The organism is Mycobacterium sp. NPDC003323, from assembly GCF_053589535.1.
This window is the reverse complement of the sequence record NZ_JBSFSB010000001.1, coordinates 1,111,529-1,133,946: the sequence shown is the minus strand read 5'-3', so window position 1 is coordinate 1,133,946 and position 22,418 is coordinate 1,111,529. Positions and strand designations below refer to the sequence as shown.

The 22,418-nt window shown below is 68.4% G+C and carries 13 protein-coding genes; 3 read left to right on the top strand and 10 right to left on the bottom strand.

The window, feature by feature from the left end; translation table 11 throughout:
• Positions 1 to 2: 2 nt before the first annotated feature.
• Positions 3 to 653 carry a hypothetical protein gene (locus ACWDUN_RS05270; RefSeq protein WP_449925491.1) on the bottom strand — a complete coding sequence of 217 codons (651 nt, stop codon included), beginning with the start codon at positions 651 to 653 and terminating at the stop codon, positions 3 to 5.
• 134 nt (positions 654 to 787) lie between these two features.
• Between ACWDUN_RS05270 and ACWDUN_RS05265 the strand changes: the two genes are divergently transcribed.
• The 3 genes from ACWDUN_RS05265 to ACWDUN_RS05255 are packed head-to-tail and all read left to right on the top strand — an operon-like array spanning position 788 to position 3,244.
• A complete protein-coding gene (locus tag ACWDUN_RS05265; RefSeq protein ID WP_449925488.1) occupies positions 788 to 1,165 on the top strand; it encodes an XRE family transcriptional regulator in 378 nt (125 codons plus the stop codon).
• Positions 1,166 to 1,216: 51 nt separating this feature from the next.
• Positions 1,217 to 1,951, top strand: coding sequence for a hypothetical protein (locus tag ACWDUN_RS05260; RefSeq protein ID WP_449925485.1), 735 nt, complete (start codon positions 1,217 to 1,219; stop codon positions 1,949 to 1,951).
• Between the two features lie 45 nt (positions 1,952 to 1,996).
• Positions 1,997 to 3,244 (top strand): glycosyltransferase, encoded by a 1,248-nt coding sequence (locus ACWDUN_RS05255; RefSeq protein WP_449925482.1) that lies wholly within the window; start codon positions 1,997 to 1,999, stop codon positions 3,242 to 3,244.
• Between the two features lie 19 nt (positions 3,245 to 3,263).
• On the opposite strand, the gene ACWDUN_RS05250 is transcribed toward ACWDUN_RS05255, so the two are convergent.
• From ACWDUN_RS05250 to scpA, 9 genes are all read right to left on the bottom strand, one after another.
• Positions 3,264 to 4,601 carry a hypothetical protein gene (locus tag ACWDUN_RS05250; protein ID WP_449925479.1) on the bottom strand — a complete coding sequence of 446 codons (1,338 nt, stop codon included), beginning with the start codon at positions 4,599 to 4,601 and terminating at the stop codon, positions 3,264 to 3,266.
• A 20-nt stretch (positions 4,602 to 4,621) separates the two neighbouring features.
• Positions 4,622 to 6,373, bottom strand: coding sequence for an AMP-binding protein (locus tag ACWDUN_RS05245; RefSeq protein WP_449925477.1), 1,752 nt, complete (start codon positions 6,371 to 6,373; stop codon positions 4,622 to 4,624).
• 58 nt (positions 6,374 to 6,431) lie between these two features.
• Entirely contained in the window at positions 6,432 to 7,805 is a 1,374-nt protein-coding gene (locus ACWDUN_RS05240) for a hypothetical protein (RefSeq protein ID WP_449925475.1), read from the bottom strand.
• A gap of 14 nt (positions 7,806 to 7,819) precedes the next feature.
• Complete coding sequence (locus ACWDUN_RS05235) at positions 7,820 to 9,184, bottom strand: hypothetical protein (protein WP_449925472.1); 1,365 nt, start codon at positions 9,182 to 9,184, stop codon at positions 7,820 to 7,822.
• Positions 9,185 to 9,215: 31 nt separating this feature from the next.
• Positions 9,216 to 10,661 (bottom strand): condensation domain-containing protein, encoded by a 1,446-nt coding sequence (locus tag ACWDUN_RS05230; protein ID WP_449925469.1) that lies wholly within the window; start codon positions 10,659 to 10,661, stop codon positions 9,216 to 9,218.
• A 61-nt stretch (positions 10,662 to 10,722) separates the two neighbouring features.
• Positions 10,723 to 16,953, bottom strand: a complete 6,231-nt coding sequence (gene pks2 / locus ACWDUN_RS05225; protein WP_449926287.1) for a sulfolipid-1 biosynthesis phthioceranic/hydroxyphthioceranic acid synthase — start codon at positions 16,951 to 16,953, stop codon at positions 10,723 to 10,725.
• A gap of 830 nt (positions 16,954 to 17,783) precedes the next feature.
• The gene (gene lipL / locus ACWDUN_RS05220; protein ID WP_449925467.1) at positions 17,784 to 19,079 is read right to left on the bottom strand and encodes an esterase/beta-lactamase LipL; all 1,296 of its coding nucleotides are present in this window, start codon (positions 19,077 to 19,079) and stop codon (positions 17,784 to 17,786) included.
• A gap of 108 nt (positions 19,080 to 19,187) precedes the next feature.
• On the bottom strand, positions 19,188 to 20,162 hold the full coding sequence (gene meaB, locus ACWDUN_RS05215) for a methylmalonyl Co-A mutase-associated GTPase MeaB (RefSeq protein ID WP_449925465.1): 975 nt from the start codon (positions 20,160 to 20,162) through the stop codon (positions 19,188 to 19,190).
• Positions 20,163 to 22,418 carry a methylmalonyl-CoA mutase gene (gene scpA, locus ACWDUN_RS05210; protein ID WP_449925462.1) on the bottom strand — a complete coding sequence of 752 codons (2,256 nt, stop codon included), beginning with the start codon at positions 22,416 to 22,418 and terminating at the stop codon, positions 20,163 to 20,165.

Below are 22,418 nucleotides of genomic sequence, written 5' to 3'. Positions count from 1 at the left end.
GGTCAGGCTGCGTCGATGACGCTGGGGACGGCCTCCGAGGTGATCTCGACCAGCGCCTGCGGGAACTGCTCGGCCAGCTCTTCGATGGTGTAGGCCTCGAACCGGCGGGTGTCGAACCACAGGTCCAGCTGCACCAGGCCGTTGTCGCGGTAGGCCCGAAGCTCCAGCGCGTGCCCCTCCAGCGGCGCCTCGGCCGACACCGGTCCGGCGCACCGGAAGGCGAGGTCGGCGAGTGCCTGGCCCGGGCTGCGCACCGTCGAACCTGTCAGCGCCGAGCACACGTGCTCGAGCAGTTCGGTGGCATCCAGCTCGGAGGGCATCACACAGTCCAGGGCAATGGTGTGCGACTCCACGTCGACCGCGAGGACACCTCGGCCGATGGTGCGGGCCACCGCCCGGCCGAGTGCGGCGATCAGGATCTTGCCGTTGAGCACGCCGAGGTGCGCGGCGGCACCGTCGAGTTCGGCACTGAGCACCGCAGACAGCGCGATCGACAGCTGCTGCAGGTCCGAGGCGGCGGGCACGCCGTCGGCGTCGTAGTCGGTCAGGGTCAGAGTGGCGGCGATATCGCGCGCGTGTCCGATGACGAGATCGAAACCGGATGTCGAGAAGTCGTCGACCTGAACCCGGTCCTGAAAGAGCGGAGCAACCATGAGTAGGAGACTACAGCCGGATTCCCAAAAATGGGACATCACTCCCGAAAGTCTGACACCCATGTCAATTAAAGGCCAAATGTCCACCAAACGGTTGCTGGCCTTCAATACAGGGAAGGGGTTATTGTCAACGGGTGCCTCGTACCGATGAGAACGGCCGACAGCTCAAAGCCCTGCTCGACTACCTCCTGGACGGGGACGTCGAAGCCAAGGACATCTACGACGCGCTGGACATCTCCAGCAGCACCTACTACCGGCGGATCAAGGAAGACAGCTACCCCGACGCCGAAGAGCTGCGCCGCATCTCCGACCGCTTTGACCTGAGCTATCCCGACCTGCAGATCCGGTTCGGTCTGATGAGCAGGCAAGAAGTGTGGAGCTACATAGAGTCCACCCCGTTCACCGTCACCACGGTCAAGGAAGCGGTGCGCGAACAGACCGAGCTGCACCAGCGGACCCGGCCGAAACGCCTCTCCGAATTGACGCCGCGTAGCGACGCACCGCCGCTTTAGGCAGTACCATTTGCTGGTAGTAATTCAGCACGCCGGCCTCGAAGGCACACGATGGAACTGACAGCCCTGATCCTGATCACACTCATGTGTATCTCGTGGAGCTTGTGGATTCGTCGCGTCACGTGGTCGTGCCGGTGGGAGGTCGCCGCCACGCTGAACATCGCCCTGCAGGGCGGGGCGATCCTGCTGATGTCGCCCTGGGCCTCCGAGACCATCGGCAAGGCGCTGCACTCGGTGACCGGCATGTGGAATCTCGAGGATTTCATCGGCCACGACATGTACATCGTGGCGGCCTCGGCCATCGTCTACAACGCGCTCGGCAGGCTGCAGGACGACCATGCCATGCAGCGGACCTTCAAGCAGTACGTGGAGTTCCCCGCCACGATCTGCATCCCGCTGCTGCTGGCGGCCTTCTCGCTGAGCAACGCCCACAATGTCTACGCCCGGGACTTCTTCGCCTCCCCCACCGATGTCTGGCTGGGCGTGTACTGGGCGATGCTGTGCGGCCTGCTGATCTACCTGCTCGGGTACGGCGGTCGCGCGCTGCTGGTCCTGCGCAAGGACCCACGCTCGCGGCGCATCGCCAACATCTACCTGGCCGCCTGTGCCAGCGGCATCATCGCCTGCGTCATCCGGATCACGACCGCGTTGTGGCCCGCCGCCCTGGAATGGGAGGGTGGCGTGCTGGTGTGGATCTTCGCCTGTGCCTGCGGCGCCGGGTTCGCGCTGTCCTCGGCCCATTCCTGGCGGATCAAGACGAAGTGGTTCGCCAAGGCTGATCGCTGACCGCGGCCCGTCCGCACGACCAGCGACGACATACACTCTCGCCTGATGAAAATCGTTGTGGCAGTCCACGGCACCCGTGGCGATGTCGAACCGTGCACAGCCGTCGCCCGTGAACTGCGTGACCGCGGCCACGAGGTGAAGATGGCGGTGCCGCCGAATCTGGTCGGATTCGTCGGCGAGGTCGGGTTCGGCGATGCCGTCCCCTACGGGGTGGATTCGGCCAAGCAGGTCGAAAGCGACGCCTTCCAGAACTACTGGGCGCTACACAACCCGCTGACCGTGATGCGCAAGGCGGTGGACTACTACACCGCCGGCTGGGCCGATATGAGCGCCGCACTCACCACGGTGGCCGCCGACGCCGACATCATCCTGACCGGCACCACCTATCAGGAGGTCGCGGCCAATGTTGCCGAACACCACGGGATCCCGCTGGCGGCCCTGCACTATTTCCCCAGCCGCCCCAACAGCCAGCTGATCCCCGTGCCCGTCCCGGAGTGGGTGGGCAAGGCCGGTTTCACGGTGCTGGAATGGGGGCTGTGGCGGATCGCCAAGCGCGCCGAGGATGAGCAACGCCGCACCCTCGGGCTACCCAAGGCGACCACCCGGTCGGCCAAACGGGTCGTCGACTACGGCACCACCGAGATCCAGGCCTACGACGAGCTGTTCTTTCCCGGGCTCACCCGGGAATGGCGCGGCGCCCGTCCCTTCGTCGGCGCCATCACGCTGGGCCTGCAGACCGCCACCGACGACGAGGTGACGTCCTGGATCGCCGGGGGCACGCCGCCGATCTACTTCGGTTTCGGATCCATGCCCGTGGAATCGCCGCGCGAGGCCGTCGCCATGATCACCCAGGTGTGCGCCGAGCTCGGTGAACGAGCACTGATCAGTGCGGGCGTCTGGGAGCTCGACGAGATTCCGCAGGCCGACCATGTCAAGCTCGTCGGCGCGGTGAATCATGCCGCGGTGTTCCCGAGCTGCCGCGCCGTCGTGCACCACGGCGGCGCCGGCACCACCGCCGCCGGGGCGCGCGCCGGCGTGCCCACCCTGGTGCTGTGGGTGTCCGCCGACCAGCCGGTCTGGGCCGGTCAGGTCAAAAAGCTCAAGATCGGTACCGCGCAACGCTTCACCCGGATGAACCGCACATCGCTGACGTCGGCGCTGCGTACCGTTCTGGACCCGGCGGTCGCCGCGCGGGCGCGTGACTTCGCGGCGCGGCTGGCCACCCCCGAACAGAGTGTCCGCAGGGCCGCCGACCTCGTCGAGAACGCGGTCCGCACCTCCACGGTGCGCTGACCGCCCGGACGGGCATCAGCTAGGCGGCCGGCCCCTCCACGGTGCCGGTCAGCCCGAAGTCGGCCAGCGCGTCGACCACGACGTCGCGCAGCGCCTCCTTGGAGTTGGTGCGGCCGACCGTCCACGACCCGACGGCCACCGCCATCCGGCCCCGCGTCCGGCACCCGGCCAGCAGGAGCTGACCCCCGATCCGGTTGAGCACCCGACTGGTGATCTGCGGTTCCAGCCCGCGGATGACGACGTAGTCGGCGTCGGTCCCGTCAGGTCTGCCGAAGGCGGGGTCCAACTCCCCCATGTTCGAGCAGGCGATCGGGCTGTTGACGGCCAGCACCATGCCCTCCAGCCGGCGCAGCATGACCTGCGGCGTCACCGGGGTGAGCGGCAACGGCCCGGTCATCCGCACCGAGTTCACGGCGGATTCCGACAGCGCCTTCTTCGTCGCGGCCCGCAGGGCGCTGAGGTCGGTGACCACCTGCTCGGGGTCGACGGACATGTTCGCCTCGACCAGGGCGTTGGCCCGAGTGTCCCCCTCGGTGCGCTCACTGACCGGCCACGACAGGTACGCCAGACCGTCGCGGTCGACCCGGCCCAGACGGTGGCCGACTCGGGCCGCGACCCCGGAGAACAGCGAATTGCTGGTGCCACCGAGCCTGCGCGCGCACGCGTCCCACTGCTCGGTGTCGACGAAGGCCACCACCGACGGCGGCAGCATCGGCCGGTCGTCACCGCCGACCGCGTCACCGGCGGATCTGAAAGAGGTTGCCAGATCGCCACTTTCGGCGCGCGCCACCTTGATCGACGCGACCACCGCGCGCCCCATGCTGGGCACGCTGCGCAGGATCTGTCGCGCGTCCTGCGCCAGCGCACGCCCGAGGGTGCGGGAGTTGGGTGCCGGATAGCTCAGTCGCCGGTCCACCCCGTTGACCGCGTCCACGACCGAGTTCACCAACCCGAGCCCGTCGACGATCGAATGCGAGGTCACCAGGCTGACCGCAGCGCCGCCGTCGCTGAAGGGCTGCACCGCCAGCCGCCAACTGGGTCCGTGTTCGGGATCGATCGGGGCGCGCATGCAGTCATCGGCCCAGGACCACAGCTCGGAACGCCGGCATTCGCGCGAGGACATGTCCAGCGATTGCGGTGCGGGATCGGCCACCCAGCGGTGGCGGCCGAACGGCAGCGGCGACCGTTCGATCCGGCGGCCCAGCAGACCGTTGCCGAGATTGCGACGGAACCGCAGCAGCCCGTCCAGGTCGACCGGGCGGTCATAGATCCAGACCGCCTGGTCGATCGGGCCGCGACCCAGCGCGCGCAACCCGAGGAAAGATCCCTGGTCTATGTAGGCGAGTGTGTTGTCCACTGCTCCAGCGTAATTGGCGCTCAGGCGGTCGGAACCTTGTCGTCCAGTCGGGAGAACTCGTGGTTGCGGTACTTCTCCACGCACGACTGGCGGCGGATCTTGCCGCTGGTCGTGATCGGGATGGCACCGCGCGGCACCAGCACCAGATCCGCCGCGCTGATCCCATGCGTCTGCGATACCGCCGAGGCCACATCGCGCTTGATGTTGAGGAAGTGCTCGAGCACGGCCTCCTCGGTGTCGCCGCGCTTCTTCACCTCGATGATCGCGACGAGTTGCTCGGCGCGCTCCTCTTCCACGGCGATCGCCGCGACCCGGCCGCCGGTGATCTCCTGGATGGTGGCCTCGATGTCATCGGGATAGTGGTTGACCCCGCGCACGATCAGCAGGTCCTTGATCCGGCCGATGATGAAAAGCTCACCGTCGGAGATGAAGCCCAGATCGCCGGTGCGCAGCCACGGGCCCTCCGGGGTGCCCTCCGACGGGTTCTCGATGCGCCCGCGGAAGGTGTGCTCGGTCTGCTCGGGCTTCTCCCAGTAGCCCAGGCAGTTGTTCTCGCCGTAGGACCAGATCTCGCCGACGCCACCGGCCGGCACCTCGCGGCGGGTCTCCGCGTCGACGATGCGCACGACCGGCTCCTCGGGCCGGCCGTAGCCGACCAGCTGGGTGCCGCTGCCGTCGGTGGTGCGCTCGGCGACCCCGGCGGACAGCTTGGCCGAATCGAAGGCCACCACGCTCGGCGGGCCGGGCTCACCGGTGGCGACATAGAGCGTCGCCTCGGCCAGCCCGTAGGACGGCCGTAGCACATCCTGGGTGAAGTTGAACTTGGCGAACCGCTGCGCGAACCGCTTCAGGGTGGCCTCGTGCACGCGCTCGGCACCGCTGTACACCGCGATCACATCGCTGAGATCGATACCGGCGAGGTCCTCGTCGGTGGTGCGTCCCGCCGCGAGTTCGAAGGCGAAGTTCGGGCCGGCGGTGATGACCCGGCCGAAGCTGCCCATCAGCTGGATCCAGCGCGCCGGGCGGGCCAGGAAGGCCAGCGGCGTGGTGAAAACAGTGCTCCAGCCACCCAGGATGGGGGCGACGATGCCGAGCATCAGGCCCATGTCGTGGTAGAAGGGCAGCCAGGAGACCACGTGCGCACCCGAGGGCGGCACCTTGCCGAAGTGCGGGAAGAAGTCGCACATCATCTGCTCGAAGTTCGAGGTCAGGTTCCGGAAGGTGACCATCACGCCGGCCGGGGTGCGGGTGGACCCCGAGGTGTACTGCAGGTAGGCCGTCTCCGGCTTCTCCTCGCGGCTGCTCAGTGTCTTGCGCCGCGAATCCAGATCCAGCTTGTCGACCTCGATGACGGCCGCCGCGGCCGCACCGTCGTCGGTCTTGGCGTACTCGGCCACGGTCCCGGCCACCGCGGAGGTGGTCAGGATGATCGAGGGCGCCGAGTCCTTGATGACGGCCGACACGCGCTCGTCGTGCTGGCCGACCATGGGCACCGACAACGGCACGGCGATGATGCCGGCCTCCAGCGAGGCCAGGAACCCGATGACGTACTCCAGGCCCTGCGGTGCCAGGATGACGGCGCGATCACCGATCTGGCCGAGTGCGCGCATCTCGACGGCGAGATGGCGCACGCGCCGGTTGAGCTGCGCCCAGGTCAGGGTGGTGGAAACCCCGTCCCACTCGTGGTCGTAATCCATGAAGGTGTAGGCAATGTCCTCAGGCTGCAGGCTCGCGCGTTCGCGGAGCACGCCAATGAGGGAGGTATCGGACATCGGGTTGTGCCTTTCTCAGCCATTCTTTTTCAAGAACATGCTCAATCGGTAAGCAGTATTAAACGAACACGCCGGTCAGGTCGAATTCGGCCAGGGTCGCTGCCGCCAGCTCGCGCAGCCTGGCCTTGGAGTTCTCGGCGCCGGACTCATAGGCGACGATGCCGATGATGACCTTGCCGCTGATCCGCCCGGACACCAGCACCAGCTGACCGTCACCACTTTCCAGCTCACCGCGCGGGGTGGCCTGGTCGACGCCGTAGAACGAGGTGTATTCGGCCTCGGTGCCGTCGGGACTGGTCAGCACCGGCGGCAGGTCGCCCATGTTGGAACACACCACCGGCATGTCGTCGGAGGCGATCATCATGTCGGCGACCTTCTTGACCAGTGCCTTGGGTACCAGTGGGGTCAGCGGCATCAGGTCCAGGATCTCGTCGGGTTGATCCTTGGCCGACTTCAGCGCGTTGCGCAGCGTCGTGCGGGTGACGCTGAGGTCGGAGGTGACATCGGTCGGGTCGACCTTCGCGTTGACCAGCGTCATGGCGTTGGCCCGGACGTCGGTCTCGGAGGTGCGGTCGCTGATGGCGATCAGCAGCGACACGTTGCCGTCGGGATTGCGCCGGCCCATCCGCTCGCCCAGCTTGGCACTGACGGCCGCCAGCATGGAGTAGCCGTTGCCGCCGAGAGACTCGGCCTTGGCATCCCATTCGGCCAGGTCGACGTAGACGGTGATCGCCGGCACGATGACGAGTTCGTCGGGGTTGGCGACCGGCGGTTTGACCGGGCGTGCGGATGCTCCGACATCTTTGTGGCCGTCCTGCTGGCCACCGGCGCGCAGCACCTTGACCGCCTTGCGGGCGGCCCGCGCGATCTCGGGGAGTTCGCGGATGGTGTCGCGCAGGTCGGCGGCGATGGCGCGGCCGGTGCGCCGCGACAGCGGCGGCGGGTAACCGATGTCGATGTTGGCCCCGGTCACCGCGGTGCCGACGGCCAGCAGCGCGGCGACGCCGTCACCGAGGCAGTGTGAACCCACCACCGAGATGGCGGTCACGCCATCGGTGAACGACTGCACCGCCATCTGCCAGCCCGGCCCGTTCTCCGGGTCGACGGTCACCTGCGCCCAGCGGTCGGCCCAGTCGCTGACCTCCTCGCGGGGCAGCGGATCGGTGTTGATGTGCAGCGGCGCGGCCGGCCCGAGTGCGGACACCCACCGGTACCGCCCGAACGGCAGCGGTGAGCGCTCCACCCGGCGCCCGGCCATCCCGTAGCCGAAGTTGCGGTGGAACCGTCGCACCTGGTCCATGTCGACGGGATGCTCGTAGACCCACACCACCTGGATCATCTGCACCCGGCCGGTGGCCCGGTTCGCCCGGACCAACGCCTCATCCCACAGCGTCAGCCGGTTGTCGGTCAGCCCGAAGTCTGCGATCGCCAAGAACGGTCCCCCTGCTACTCGATCACGCCGGACAGCTCGAACGCGGCCAGCGTCTGCTCCAGTTCGGCCCGCAACCATGCGGTGGTGTTCTCCGCGCCGGGCGCGTACGCGGCGAATGTCATGGTCTCGGTGCCGTTGATCCGGCCGGCCACCACGGTCAGCAGCCCGCATCTTTCCTCCAGGGCGTGCCGGGTGGCGACCCGGTCGATACCGCGCAGGAAGACGAAATCGGCCGGGGTGCCGTCGACATTGGGCACATCGGGCGGGACATCGCCCATGTTGGAACACGACACCGGCAGCTCGGTGGAGAACCCGAACGCGACATCGGCCATCTTGCGGACCACCCGCTTGGGGATGAACGGCGTCAACGGAAGCAGTTTGAGGTCCTCGTCGGGGACCTCGCGGGCCACCCGCAGACCCTCCTTGAGCGCGGCGCGTGCCTCGCTCAGATCGACGGTCACCTTGGTCGGATCGATCGCGAGGTTGACCAGGATCACCGCGTTGGCCCGGGTGTCGTCATCACCGGGCAGCCGGTCACCCTGCGGGATGTTGAGCGTCACCCTGCCGTCCGGCCCGACCCGGCCGATCTGCTGCGCAAGTTTGGCGACGAACCCGGCCACCAGCGAGTGACCGTGGCCGCCTAGTTCGGCGGCGCGCCGGTCCCAGTCGTCGAGCTTGACGCAGACGGTCGCCGACGGGGTGAACACCTGATGGTCCGGTCCGGTGACGGTCGGCTTGGCTCCCCCGGACCTGGACAGTTCGTCGCGGCGGCGGACGGCCTGGCGGGCAGCCTCGGCGAGGGTGCGGCCGACCTCGGGCAGGCCGCGCACGGTATCGCGCAGGTCCGCGCGCAGTGCGGCGGCGCGGGTGCGCGACGCCGGCGGCGGATAGCCGAAGTCCAGCCGCCGCCCGTGGATCGCGTTGACCATGGCCTGCAGCGCACCGCCGCCGTCGCTGACGCAGTGCGAGATGACGATGCTGACCGCCGTCGACCCATCGGTCATCGGCAGCACCCCGACGTGCCAGGCGGGACCGTACTCGGGATCCAGTGGCATGGTGGCGCGCTCGTCGATCCAGCGGCCCAGCTCCCCGCGATCGCGCGGTTCGGCGAAATCGAGCTCGGATGTCGGCCCCAGCGCCGAGACCCAGCGATGCCGACCGAAGGGCAGCGCCGAGCGTTCGATACGGCGTCCGAGCAGGCCGTGCCCGATGTGCTGGTGGAACCGGCGCACACCGTCGAGGTCGATCGGACGCTCATAGATCCAGACGACCTGCATGACGGCCTCTTGGCCGGTGGCCCGCAGGCCCAGGAACATCGCCTGGTCGGTGAAGTCGATCCGGTTGTCAGGCGCCACCGACCGTGTGGCGGCACGACTCATCGCGTCGGCACCTCCGATACGAACAGGGCGATCAGGCCGTCTTGAGCTTGAGGCCCGCGGCGTCGGCACCGATCGGCACGAGCGCGATATCGCGGCCCTCGACGACGCTGACGTAGACGGCCTTCATCGCCTCGAGATAGCGCAGCACCGACTCGCGGGCGATCGGATTGGCCGGGAACGCCGCGGTGACGGTGGTCTCGTGCTCCACCCGGTTGACCCACATGCCGACCTGATAGGCCGCCCGCGAATCACTCCAGATGGTGCCGTTGAGACGCTGCCATTCGGCGATCACGCCGGGCGACAGCAGCCCGACATCGAGGTAGGACAGCATCGGCACGCCGCCATTGGGGGCGCGCAGCCCGTGCGACTCGGCACCGAGTTCGAGCACCCGCTCGACCGGGACGTGCGCGAGATCCAGGCCGCCGTCGAAGGACTCCTGCGCGGCGCGGGCGGTCTCCCCGAACGCGTCGGCGTCGACCGGCACCGTGATCGGCACCAGACCGGTGAACCAGCCGGTCGTCATGAACTCCGCCGGGGTGCGCCGCGTGGTGGTCGGTGTGATGACGCGGTACACATCGTCACCGGTGAGCGCCGCGTGCGCGATGGCACCGCAGGCGAACACGCCACCGCTGAACCGGGCGCCCGCGGCGATGCAGGCGGCCTCGAAACGGTCGCCCTGCTCCTTGTCCAGCAGCGGGAGGGTGATCACGTCACCGGTGTATGCCACCGACGGGTCACCCAGCGGCAGCGGGAAGGTCGGCAGGCTGCCGCCGCTGTCCTGCAGGAAGTCGATCCAGCCGGCCACCTCCGGCGAATCGGTCGTCAGGGCCGACACGTACTCGTGCTGTTCGCGGCAGTAGTTGTCATAGCTACCGGGCTCGGGCAGCTTCAGCGGCGCCGCGCCCTCGACCAGTGCGTTGTACATCATGTGGATCTCGACGAAGGCCAGCCCCATGAACATCGCGTCGGTGTGCACGTGGTCGACGCTGATGTAGACCGTGAAGTGGTCCTCGCGCTGGATGACGCCGACGTGGAAGCAGTCCCATTCCCAGGGGCTGGCGGTGGCCAGGATGTGCTCACGCCACTGCTGGGCGGTCATCTCACCCTGCTCGGTGGCGACAAACTTGATATCGCGCGGGTTGGTCACCGTGTGGCGCAGGATCTCCCCGGATTCGGTGTACTCGAACCAGCTGTGGAAGGTGTCATGCCTGCGCAGGTAGGCGTTGATGACATGGGTCATCGCCCGGACGTCGCAGCGGCCGGGGATGTCCCAGGACGGGATGTTGAGCCGGGCCATGTCGGTGCCGGAGGCCGAGTGCTTGCGGTAGGCCAGCAGATGCTGAGCCTGCTGGTAGCTGACCGGTACATCGCTGACCGGAGCTTCCTTGACCTTGGCAAGGGTCGCCCGGGAGGGATGCCAAGAGATGACGGCACCTGGTTCGCCGACCCAGTCATGGATCGGTTTCATCGCTACCACTATTTCTCTCCTGCTTCGACGACGCCAGATCCCCGACCGTGCGACGTTGCGCGACCTTTGATCATGACGGAACCGATACTTCTTCGGGAGCAAGAACGTCACAAAGACGATCTGCGAGCACCCGAATGGTCGAAATATCTGTCGATCCGATACGTATACCTGTTTCCGCCTCGATGCGGGTCCGTACCTCCAGCGTGCCGAGCGAGTCCAGACCGTACTCGGCCAGCGGCCGATCCGGGTCGACCGACCTGCGCAGGATCATGCTGATCTGCTCGGAGATCATCCGGCGCATCCGAGCCGGCCACTCGTCGCGTGGCAGTTCGTTCAGCTCCGCCAGGAACGCGCTGCCGGTGCTGCGCTGCCCGGTCGATGCGAACGCCTCGGCGAACTTGCTGCTCTGCGCGAACGCCGCCAGCCACGGCGTCCCGACCACCGGCGCATAACCACTGTAAGCCCTGTCATGGCGCAACAGCGTCTCGAAGGCGTGGGCGCCCTCGGCCGGGTCGATCGCCGCATCGCTGGTGTCGGCCAGCCCGGTGCCCGCACCGATCTCCGACCACGGGCCCCAGGCGATCGAGGTGCTGGGCAGGCCCTGGCTGCGGCGCCAGTGCGTGAAGGCGTCCAGCCAGCTGTTGGCCGCGGCATAGGCGCCCTGGCCGGGTGACCCGACCAGCGCGGCCGCCGAGGAGAACACGCAGAACCAGTCCAGGGTCTGCTTGGCGGTCGCGCGGTGCAGATTCAGCGCACCGTAAACCTTTGGCGCCCAGTCGCGTTCGACGAGCTCGTCGGTGATGTTGGACAGCACCGCGTCCTCGATGACGGCGGCGCCGTGCAGCACTCCGCGCAGCGGCAGACCCGTCGCGCAGGCGGCCTCGACCAGCCGGTCGGCGACATCGGGCTCGGCGATGTCGCCGCGCTCGACCTCGACCTCGGTGCCGGCGGCGCGGATCCGCTCGATGACCGCCAGGGCCGCCTCCGACGGAGCCGAACGACCGTTGAGGATGATGCGTCCGGCGCCGGACTGGGCCAACTTCTCGGTGAGGAAAAGTCCCAGGCCGGTCAGGCCGCCGGTGACGATGTAGGCCGAATCCGACCGGGCGACCCGGACTTCCTCCGGTGGCAGCACCGCCTCGATCTGTCCGCCGTGCGGAACGTCGAGCACCAACTTGCCGGTGTGCTCGGCAGCACCCATCACCCGGATGGCGGTGGCGCCGTCCTGCAGCGGGTAGTGGGTGGTCTCCGGCAGCGGCAACACGCCGTCGGCGATCTGCTGGTAGCAGACCTCCAGCAGCCGGCGCAGCGTGTCGGAGTCGGTCAGCGACAGCAGCGCGAGGTCCACGGCGTAGAACGACAGGTTGCGCCGGAACGGGAACAACCCCATCCGGGTGTCGCCGTAGATGTCACGCTTGCCGATCTCGACGAAGCGGCCGCCGAAGGACAGCAGTTCCAGACCGGCCTTCTGCGCCGCGCCGGTCAGCGAGTTCAGCACGATGTCCACCCCGTAGCCGTCGGTGTCCCGACGGATCTGCTCGGCGAACTCGGTGCTGCGCGAATCGTAGACGTGCTCGATTCCCATGCCGCGCAGCAGCTCTCGTCGCGCATCGCTACCCGCGGTGGCGTAGATCTCGGCACCGGCGGCCCGTGCGATGGCGATTGCGGCCTGTCCCACCCCACCGGTGGCCGAATGGATCAGCACCTTGTCCCCCGCGCTGATGCGGGCCAGGTCGTGCAGGCTGTACCAGGCGGTGGCGTGCGCGCTGGGCACCGCGGCGGCCCGGTTGGTGGGCAGCCCCGGCGGGAGCGTCACGGCCAGGTTGGCATCGCAGGTCACGAACGTGGCCCATGCGCCGTCGGCGGAGATGCCGCCGACCCGGTCGCCCACCTTGTGCCCGGTGACACCCGGCCCGACCGCGGTGACCACACCGGCGAAATCGGCGCCGAGCTTGGGCATCCGGCCCTCGAAGGAGGGATAGCGGCCGAACGCGACCAGCACATCGGCGAAGTTCAGGTTGGACGCGGTGACCGAGACCTCGATCTGCCCCGGACCCGGCGCCACCCGCTCGAAGGCCGCCAACTCCAGAGACTGGATGTCCCCGGGGGTGCGGATCTGCAGTCGCATACCGTCGCGGGCCGGATTGACCACGGTGGTGCGGCGCTCCTCGGGACGCAACGGTCCGGGCACCAGGCGCGCCACGTACCACAAGCTTGCACGCCAGGCGGTCTCGTCCTCGTCCGTACCGGAGACCAACTGCGCGGCGATCTGAGCCGCGTCGGTGTAGTCGTCGACGTCGATCTGGGTCGTGTTCAGCTGCGGGTACTCGGTGGCGATCACGCGCACCAGGCCGCGCAGGCCGGCCTCGTCCAGGTTGGCGACATCGTCGGCCAGCACCGTCTGCGCATTGCGGGTCAACACGTGCAGTCGCGGCGCCTCACCCGGAGTCTCGGGCAGCTCGCGCACGACCTTGACCAGATGACGCACATTGTCGCCGCCGCGCACACCGGACTGCTCATCGGTGACACCGTGCCGGGGCGGGCTGACGATCAGGACGTCGCCGAACGGTTGTGCCGCCAGCTGCTCGCGCAGCCGCGCGGCATGCGCGTCGTGATCGGAGTGCTGCGGCCACACCATCGTGGTGACGTCGACATCGTGGCTCTTGAGCGCGTCGGCGAGCTTGGTGGCCAGCAGGTCGGCGGCGTCGGACGTGCTGATCAGCAACCAGCGGCCGGCGTCGTGGTAGTCGACCTCCGGCAGCTCCTGCTGGCGCCACTCGACGGCGAGCAGCCGATCGTTGAACGTGCGGTCACGCCGGCCGCTGTCGGACACCCCGGTGCCCAGCCGCAGTCCGTCGACCGCCACCAGCACGGAGCCGTTCTCGTCGAGCAGGTTGAGGTCGACCTCGACGGCGGTGGCGGTCACGCTGATGATCCGCGCGTGGCAGTAGTGCGCGTTGCGTGTCGAACCGAACGCGCGCAACCGGCGTACGCCGAGTGGCAGCATGAGCGTTGCGGTGGTGTCGCTGCGCAGCGCGGGATGGGCGCCGACGGCCTGGAAGCAGGCGTCCAGCAGCGCCGGATGCACCCCGTAGGCGCCCTGCTGCGAGCGGATCGAGCCGGGCAGCGCCACCTCGGCCAGCACCGAGTCGGACCCGGCGTCGGAGCCGTCGTTGACGTTGACCGCGACCAGACCGGCGAAGGCCGGACCGTACTGGATACCGCGCTGGCCGTACCAGGCACGCATCTCGGCACCGTCGACACGCACGGTGTGCGCGGTCAGCAGGGCGTCGATGTCCACCGTCGCGGGCGCGAGCTCCTCGGTGCCGGCGCGCAGCGTGGCCGATGCGCGCTTGACCTGCTCACCCTGCTGATAGGTCTCGACGACGAAATCGGCGGCGGTCGCGCCGGTGACGGCGGCGGCCGCGGTCACCTCGGTGCTCTCCTCCAGCAGCAACAGCTGATCGAAGCTGATGTCGTGCACCTCGCCGGCATCGCCGTGGATCTTGCGGGCGGCGGCAAGCGCCATCTCGCAGTAGGCGGCACCCGGCAGCGAGGCGACGTTGTGCACCTGGTGATCGCCCAGCCACGGCTGGGTGTCGGTGCCCACGTCGGCCTGCCAGGCGTGCCGTTCGGGCTCCTCGGGCAGCCGGACGTGCGCACCGAGCAGCGGGTGTACGGCGATGGTCGCACCGCCGGGGGCCAGCTCGGACGGATCGCGCACCAGGATCAGTTCGCGGTGCGTCCAGGTCGGCAGCGGCGCATCGAGCAGGTTGCCGCTCGGATACAGCACCGAGAAGTCGATCCGCGCTCCGGCGTTGTGCAGGTCGGCGACGACACCGCGCAGCCCGTAGGGCAGTTCCTGCTCGCGCCGCACGCTGGCCAGCGCGGCATGCGTGATGTCCAGGCTGTTTGCGGTCTGGTCGACGGCATGGGTCAGCAGCGGATGCGGGGACAGCTCGGTGAAGACCCGGAAACCGTCCTCCAGCGCGGCCTGCACGGCCGCGGCGAAGCGGACCGCGTGGCGCAGGTTGTCCACCCAGTAGTCGGCGTCGAAGTCGGCGATATCGCGCGGGTCGTACAGGGTGGCCGAGTAGTACTCGATCTCGGGCTCGGCAGGGTCGAGGTCCTCCAGGGCGTCGGCGAGATCGTCGAGGATCGGATCGACCTGCGGCGAGTGTGAGGCGACGTCGACGGCGACCTCGCGGGCCATCACATCGCGGCTCTCCCATTCGGCGACGAGTTCGCGGATGGACTCCTTGGCGCCGCCGACCACGGTCGAGCGGGGCGAGGCGACGACCGACAGCACCACGTCGTTGATACCGCGCGCGGCCAGTTCGGACAGCACCTGCTGGGCCGGCAACTCCACCGACGCCATGGCCCCGGAGCCGGCGATCGTCGCCATCAACTTGGAGCGACGGCAGATGACCTTGACGCCGTCCTCCAGCGTCAACACGCCGGCGACCACCGACGCGGCGACCTCGCCCATCGAGTGACCGATGACCGCACCCGGGGTGACCCCGTAGGCCTTCAGCGTGGCCGCCAGTGCCACCTGGACCGCGAACACGGTCGGCTGCACCTTGTCGATGCCGGTGACGGTCTGCGACGCCTTCAGTTCCTCGGTGACCGAGAAGGCGGATTCGGCCGCGATGAGCGGTTCGATCTGGGCGATGGCGGCCGCGAAGGCCGGCTCGGTGGCCAGCAGACCGGCACCCATGCCCGCCCACTGCGAGCCCTGGCCGGAGAACACCCACACCGGACCGCGGTCACCGCCGGCCACGGACCGCTGGTACGGCGTCTCACCGTCGGCGACCTCGCGCAGCGCGGCGATCAGGGTGTCGCGGCTGTCGGCCAGCACGGTGGTGCGCACCGGCCGGTGTGCCCGGCGGCGGGCCAGCGTGTAGGCCAGGTCGTGCAGATTGAGGTCGGCGTCCTGAGCGGCGACCCAGTCGGCCAGCCGGCCGGCCGAACGCCGCAGTTCCTCGGCCGACGTCGACGACAGCGCGAAGATGTGCGCCGCGTCCTCGGCCGGCGCGTCGGTACGCACCGCCGACGGCGCCTCTTCGAGCACCGCGTGCACATTGGTGCCCGACAACCCGTACGCCGAGACCGCGGCGCGCCGCGGCTGGTCACCGGCCGGCCACGGCGTCACCGCCGCCGGGACGAACATCTCGGTCTTGATGCTCGCGAGCTCGTCGGGCAGCCGGTTGAAGTTGACGTTGGGCGGCACGATCGCGTGCTGCAACGACAACACGCTCTTGATCAGACCGATGGTGCCCGAGGCGGACTGCGAGTGCCCGAAGTTGGTCTTGGAGGAACCGAGCGCGACGGGACCGGAGGTGCCGTACACCTCGGCCAGGCTGGAGTACTCGATCGGGTCGCCGACCGGGGTTCCGGTGCCGTGCGCCTCGATCATCCCGACGGACGCGGCGTCCACCCCGCCGGATTCCAGTGCGGCCTTGTAGACGGCGACCTGGGCGTCCCGGGACGGGGTGGCGATGTTGACGGTGTGCCCGTCCTGGTTGACGGCACTGCCGCGCACGACCGCCAGGATGCGGTCGCCGTCGCGTTGGGCGTCGGCCAGGCGCTTGAGCAGCACGACGCCGGTGGCCTCGCCGGGGACGAAGCCGTCGGCCGCCGCGTCGAAGGCGTGGCAGTGTCCGGTCGGCGACAGCATGCCCTGTGCCGAGCCCGAGGACAGCTTGCGCGGTTCCAGCACCAGGTTCACGCCACCGGCCAGCACGAGATCGCTTTCGCCGTCGTGCAGGCTGCGGCAGCCCAGGTGCAGCGCCAGCAGGCCCGACGAGCAGGCCGAGTCCACCGAATAGGCGGGGCCGTGCACGCCGAGGTGATAGGCGATCCGGCCGGAGGCCATGCTGAAGTTGTTGCCGGTGAAGCCGTAGGGTCCCTCGATCGAGTGCGCGTCGGCGGCCAGCAACTGGTAGTCGCCGTGGGTCAAGCCCATGAACACACCGGTGAGCGAACCCTGCAGGGTCTCGGGGTCGATACCGGCGTGCTCGATGGCCTCCCAGGCAGTTTCCAGCAGCAGACGGTGCTGCGGGTCGACTGCGGTGGCCTCACGGTCGCTGATACCGAAGAAGTCGGCATCGAATCCGGCTACGTCGTCGAGGAAGGCTCCCCACTTGGAGACCGACCGGCCGGGCACACCGGGCTCGGGGTCGTAGTACTCGTCGGCATCCCATCGGTCCGCCGGAATCGTGGTGACGAGGTCCTCGCCGCCGAGCAACGCCTGCCACATACGGTCAGGTGAGTCGATTCCGCCAGGCAAGCGGCACGCCATCCCGATGACGGCGACCGTTGTGACAGGTGTCTCAACCACGTAGTTCAAACCTCTTTCAAGGGGTACTGCAAAAGTGATGGATAAGGAAACGACTGTTTGGAGCACGTCCAGCGCCGGTCGAAGCGCAGACGCTCTATGTGTCTCGCACCCTTACCGCACCCCTCTCACATCTTGCTGAGACTCGTCAGTGAGTCGGTAGCGTAATCGTCCCCGTTGACGACGGCGTCAAAACCTGAGCAAATCCACTGCAAACTCTACAGCTTCAAGTGCCGCGAGGCGCAGGCTACACCAGCTACATCGAGTTCATCCAGCAACTTCCCGATATGCCCTTCACCTGGGAATCCATTGTCTTATTGACGTTGAAGTAAATGTGATGCGGCTCACCGTGTCAAGTCGGGCATTAGCCAACTGATCGCTCAGCAAACAACTTCGAATGGCTACATATGACATCAGCACCCGTCCGTGGGCCGAAATCACCTCATCGGAGCGCCGGCACATTCCGCTGTTCGAGGCCTGCTAGCTCAGTAAACACTTGTAACAACTTTCCCAGTGGTGACATCACATGGGCCCGGATGCCCGCCGTGCACGCGCATCCGGGGAACTTCGCCACGGCGGTGGCAACGTTTGCATTGGTAACGGTCCACCTGGCTCACAGGTAATCCCAAGATTTCGTCTGCAGGCGCTGCGAATTCGCCTTCCGGCGCGACTTCGACCCATTCCGCGGCCCAACCGCCGAGGTCACCAGCAATATCGCGTAACCCGCGGTACCGCGTGGTCCTTGCGCCGGCAAGCAAAACATCGGCCGGGCGAAACCAAGATCGGCGAAGTGGTCACATGGCCGCCGACGCCGCCCCCGGGGCACCCTCGCCGAAGCGCGGGACGGCGGCGAAACCGCGCTCCCGCGCGCGGGCCGCGCCGCGCCGGATGAGGGCCGCCGTCGCGACGAAACCGGCCTGATCGGCGACCACGAGTGGAGTGAGCAGGCGGTTGTGGGCATAGCCGAAGGCCAGCCCCGTGGCGGGGTCGGCCCAGCCCAGCGAGCCGCCCAGCCCGACGTGCCCGAAGCCGGGTAGGACGCCCGGGAACGGCAGCGAGTGATACCCCAGATGGAAGGCCATCGGCAGCCCGATCGATCCGTCCGGATGCAGGCTGCGCGGACCGGTCAATCCGGCGACCGCCTCCCGCGACAGGAAGCGGGTGCCGTCGATCTCGCCGCCGTTGGCGATGGCGCCGTACACCCGCGCCAGCCCCCGAGCCGTCGCGACGCCGTTGGCCGATGCCATCTCGCTGTCCAGCAGCGGAGTGTTGCCCTGCACCATCGACTTCATGCCCGGGAAGTACAGCGCCCCGAAACCACCCGAGAGCGGTAACGCGGCGAGGTAGGGAGCGACCGCGTTGAAGACGGGGTTCTGCAGCGCCGATTGCGGTCCGATGATCTGAGCGGGTTGGGTGGGTGCCGACACCGGCGGCCGGCCCAAATGGATACCGTCGACATCCAGGGGTCCGGCCAGCTCGGTGCGGAAGAGTTCACGCATCCCGCGTCCGGTCACCGCGCGGGCCAGCCCGGAGATCAGCCAGCCGTAGGTCAGCGCGTGATAGGCCGGACGGCCGCGCAGCAGGCCGACCGGGGCGGCAGCGATACGTTCTTCCATCCGCACGTGGTCGAGCAGATCGGTCTTGGTGACGCCGTTGAGTTGGGACAGACCGGCCCGGTGCCGCATCACCTCGCGGACGGTGATCGCCGACTTGCCGTTGACCCCGAATTCCGGCCAGTACTGCGCCACCGGTGCGTCGTAGTCGATGAGACCGCGGTCGGCCAGCCGGTGGATCACGGTGGAGGCCAGGCCCTTGGTCGCGGAGAACACCATGGCCCCGGTGTCCGCCGACCAACGTCGCCGCCCCGCCCGGTCGGCCCAGCCGGTCCAGACGTCGACGACGGGCACTCCGTCCAGATAGACCGACAACGCGCCGCCCCCGAACCGGTGGTGGCCGAACAATCGGGCGAAGGCGTGGACGGCGCAGGCGAAGTTGGGATCGGCCGCACCCTGCACACCGCGCGGCAATACGAAGCCGCCGGTGGTCTGCGGGAGCGCCGCGCTGCGCTCCCCATCTATCGCGTGGGTCACAGTGCCACCAACTTACTCCGCCCACTGGCTAACTATCGAGGAGCGTTACCCAACCGTGAGACGTGGACGTTTAACGTTTCGGCAACGCTGTGCAGCCATTGCGCCGGCTCAGCCGGCGGCGTCCAGGATGCGTTGCGCCGCCAGCGCCGCGGTCAACTCCCCGTCGCGCACCTGCCGCTCGACCTCGGCGCGGATCCGTTTGACCTCCGGATTGCTGAGCACCCGGTCCAGCACGGTGTCACGCACCATCGACCACGTCCAGTTGACCTGCTGGGCGCGGCGGCGAGCGTCGAACTCCCCCGCCTCGGTGAGCACCTCACGGTGTTTGAGCACCGTCTCCCACAACGTCGCCAGCCCGTCGCCGGTCATCGCGCTCATCGTGAGAACCGGGGGCCGCCACAGTGTTTCGCGAGGATAGATCAGACGCAACGCACCGGTCAGCTCGCGTGCGGCCGCCTTGGCCTCGACGGCGTGCGGGCCGTCGGCCTTGTTGACGACCACGATGTCGGCGAGTTCCAGCACACCCTTCTTGATGCCCTGCAACTGGTCACCGGTGCGGGCCAGCGTGAGGAATACGAAGGTGTCGACCATGTCGGACACCGTCACCTCGGACTGACCGACGCCGACCGTCTCGACCAGGATCACGTCGAACCCGGCGGCCTCCAGCAGCACGATGGTCTCGCGGGTCGCCCGCGCCACCCCGCCGAGGGTGCCCGAGGTGGGCGACGGCCGGATATAGGCGTCCGGATGCACGGCGAGCTTCGCCATGCGGGTCTTGTCGCCCAGGATCGATCCCCCGGTACGCGTCGAGGACGGATCAACCGCGAGCACCGCGACCCGGTGTCCGGCCTCGATGAGGTGCATGCCGAGCGCCTCGATCGTCGTCGACTTCCCGACGCCGGGGACCCCGGTGATGCCCACATGCAGCGCACCACCGGCTTCCGGCATCAGCTCCAGCAGCAGTTCCTGCGCCTGCTGCCGGTGGTCGGCCCGGGTCGACTCGACCAGGGTGATGGCCCGGGCCAGACCCGAGCGTTCCCCCTCGCGGATCTTCGCGGCGAGTTCGGCGACCGTCTGACTCATCTAGCTCAGGCTGTAACCGAGTCGGTCGGCCAGCTTGCCCAGCAGACCGATCGCCGCCTCGGCGATGACCGTGCCGGGCGGGAAGATCGCGGTGGCCCCGGCCTCGTACAACTCGTCGAAGTCACCCGGCGGGATGACGCCGCCGACGACGACCATGATGTCCGGGCGGCCCACCTCGGCCAGTGCGTCGCGCAGCGCCGGCACCAGCGTGAGGTGCCCGGCCGCCAGCGAGGACACCCCGACGACGTGCACGTCGTTGTCGGCGGCCTGGCGGGCCACCTCGTCCGGGGTGGAGAACAGCGAGCCGACGTCGACGTCGAAACCGATATCGGCGAACGCCGTGGCGATCACCTTCTGGCCGCGGTCGTGCCCGTCCTGGCCCATCTTGGCCACCAGGATGCGCGGCCGGCGTCCGTCGGCCTCGGCGAAGCGTTCCACCAGATCCGTCGCGGTACCCACGTTCCCAGCCTTCCCGACCTCGTCGCGGTACACCCCCGAGATGGTGCGGATCTCGGCGACGTGCCGGCCGTACACCTTCTCCAGCGCATCCGAGATCTCACCGACCGTGGCGTGCGCCCGGGCGGCGTTGATGGCCAGCGCCATCAGGTTGTTGCCCATACCGTCCTCACCGGCGGACGTGTTCTCACCGGCGGCCCGGGTCAGCTCCGCCAACGCCGCCTGCGTGGCGGCCTCGTCGCGCTCGGCACGCAACCGCTCCAGCTTGGCCAACTGCTCGGCGCGCACCCGGCTGTTCTCGACCTTGAGAACCTCGATCTCCTGGTCCTCGGCGACCTGGTACTTGTTCACCCCGATCAGCGCCTGCACCCCGGAGTCGATGCGGGCCTGGGTGCGGGCGGCGGCCTCCTCGATGCGCATCTTCGGAATGCCCTCGTTGATGGCTTGGGCCATGCCGCCGTGTTCGGCGATCTCCTTGATGTGCGCGCGGGCCTTCTCGGCCAGCTGGTGGGTCAGCCACTCCACGTAGTACGACCCACCCCACGGGTCGATCGGGCGGGTGGTGCCGGACTCCTGCTGCAACAGCAGCTGGGTGTTGCGGGCGATGCGGGCGGAGAAATCCGTCGGCAGCGCCAGCGCCTCGTCCAGGGCGTTGGTGTGCAGCGACTGGGTGTGGCCCTGGGTCGCGGCCATCGCCTCCACGCACGTGCGCGCGACGTTGTTGAACACGTCCTGCGCGGTCAGTGACCAGCCGGAGGTCTGCGAGTGGGTGCGCAGCGACAGCGATTTCGCGCTCTTGGGGTCGAACTGTGACACCAGTTCGCTCCACAGCAGCCGGCCCGCCCGCAGCTTGGCGACCTCCATGAAGAAGTTCATCCCGATGCCCCAGAAGAACGACAGCCGCGGTGCGAACTTGTCGATGTCCAGCCCGGCGTCCAGGCCGGCCTTGATGTACTCCACACCGTCGGCCAGCGTGTAGCCCAGCTCCAGGTCGGCCGTCGCCCCGGCCTCCTGGATGTGATAGCCCGAGATCGAGATGCTGTTGAACTTCGGCATCTTGGCGCTGGTATAGCCGAAGATGTCGGAGATGATCCGCATCGAGGGCTTGGGTGGATAGATGTAGGTGTTGCGGACCATGAACTCTTTGAGGATGTCGTTCTGGATGGTCCCGGCCAGCTTCTCCGGCGGCACGCCCTGCTCCTCGGCGGCCACCACGTACAGCGCGAGGATCGGCAGCACCGCGCCGTTCATCGTCATCGACACCGACACGGTCGACAGGTCGATTCCGTCGAACAGCTGGCGCATGTCCAGGATCGAGTCGATCGCCACGCCGGCCATGCCGACGTCGCCGGCCACCCGCGGATGGTCGGAGTCATACCCGCGGTGGGTCGCCAGGTCGAACGCCACCGACAGGCCCTTCTGGCCGGCGGCCAGGTTGCGGCGGTAGAACGCGTTCGACTCGGCGGCGGTGGAGAACCCGGCGTACTGGCGGATGGTCCACGGCTGGTTGACGTACATCGTCGGGTACGGGCCGCGGATGAACGGCGGCTCGCCCGGGAAGCTGTCCAGCGGGTAGCCCGCCGCGACCGCCTCATCGCGATCGGCGGCGATGTACACCGGCTTGACGTCGATGCCCTCGGGGGTGGACCACACCAGCTGCTCGGGGGTGTAGCCGTGCGCCTCGGCGGCGACGGCGACCTGCTCGGTGACCGCCTCCGGCGTCGGCGTGGCAGCCGTATCCTCACCATGCAGCGGTACGTCGGCGAAACTGCCGATGACGGTGCGCTCAACGGCGGTCAT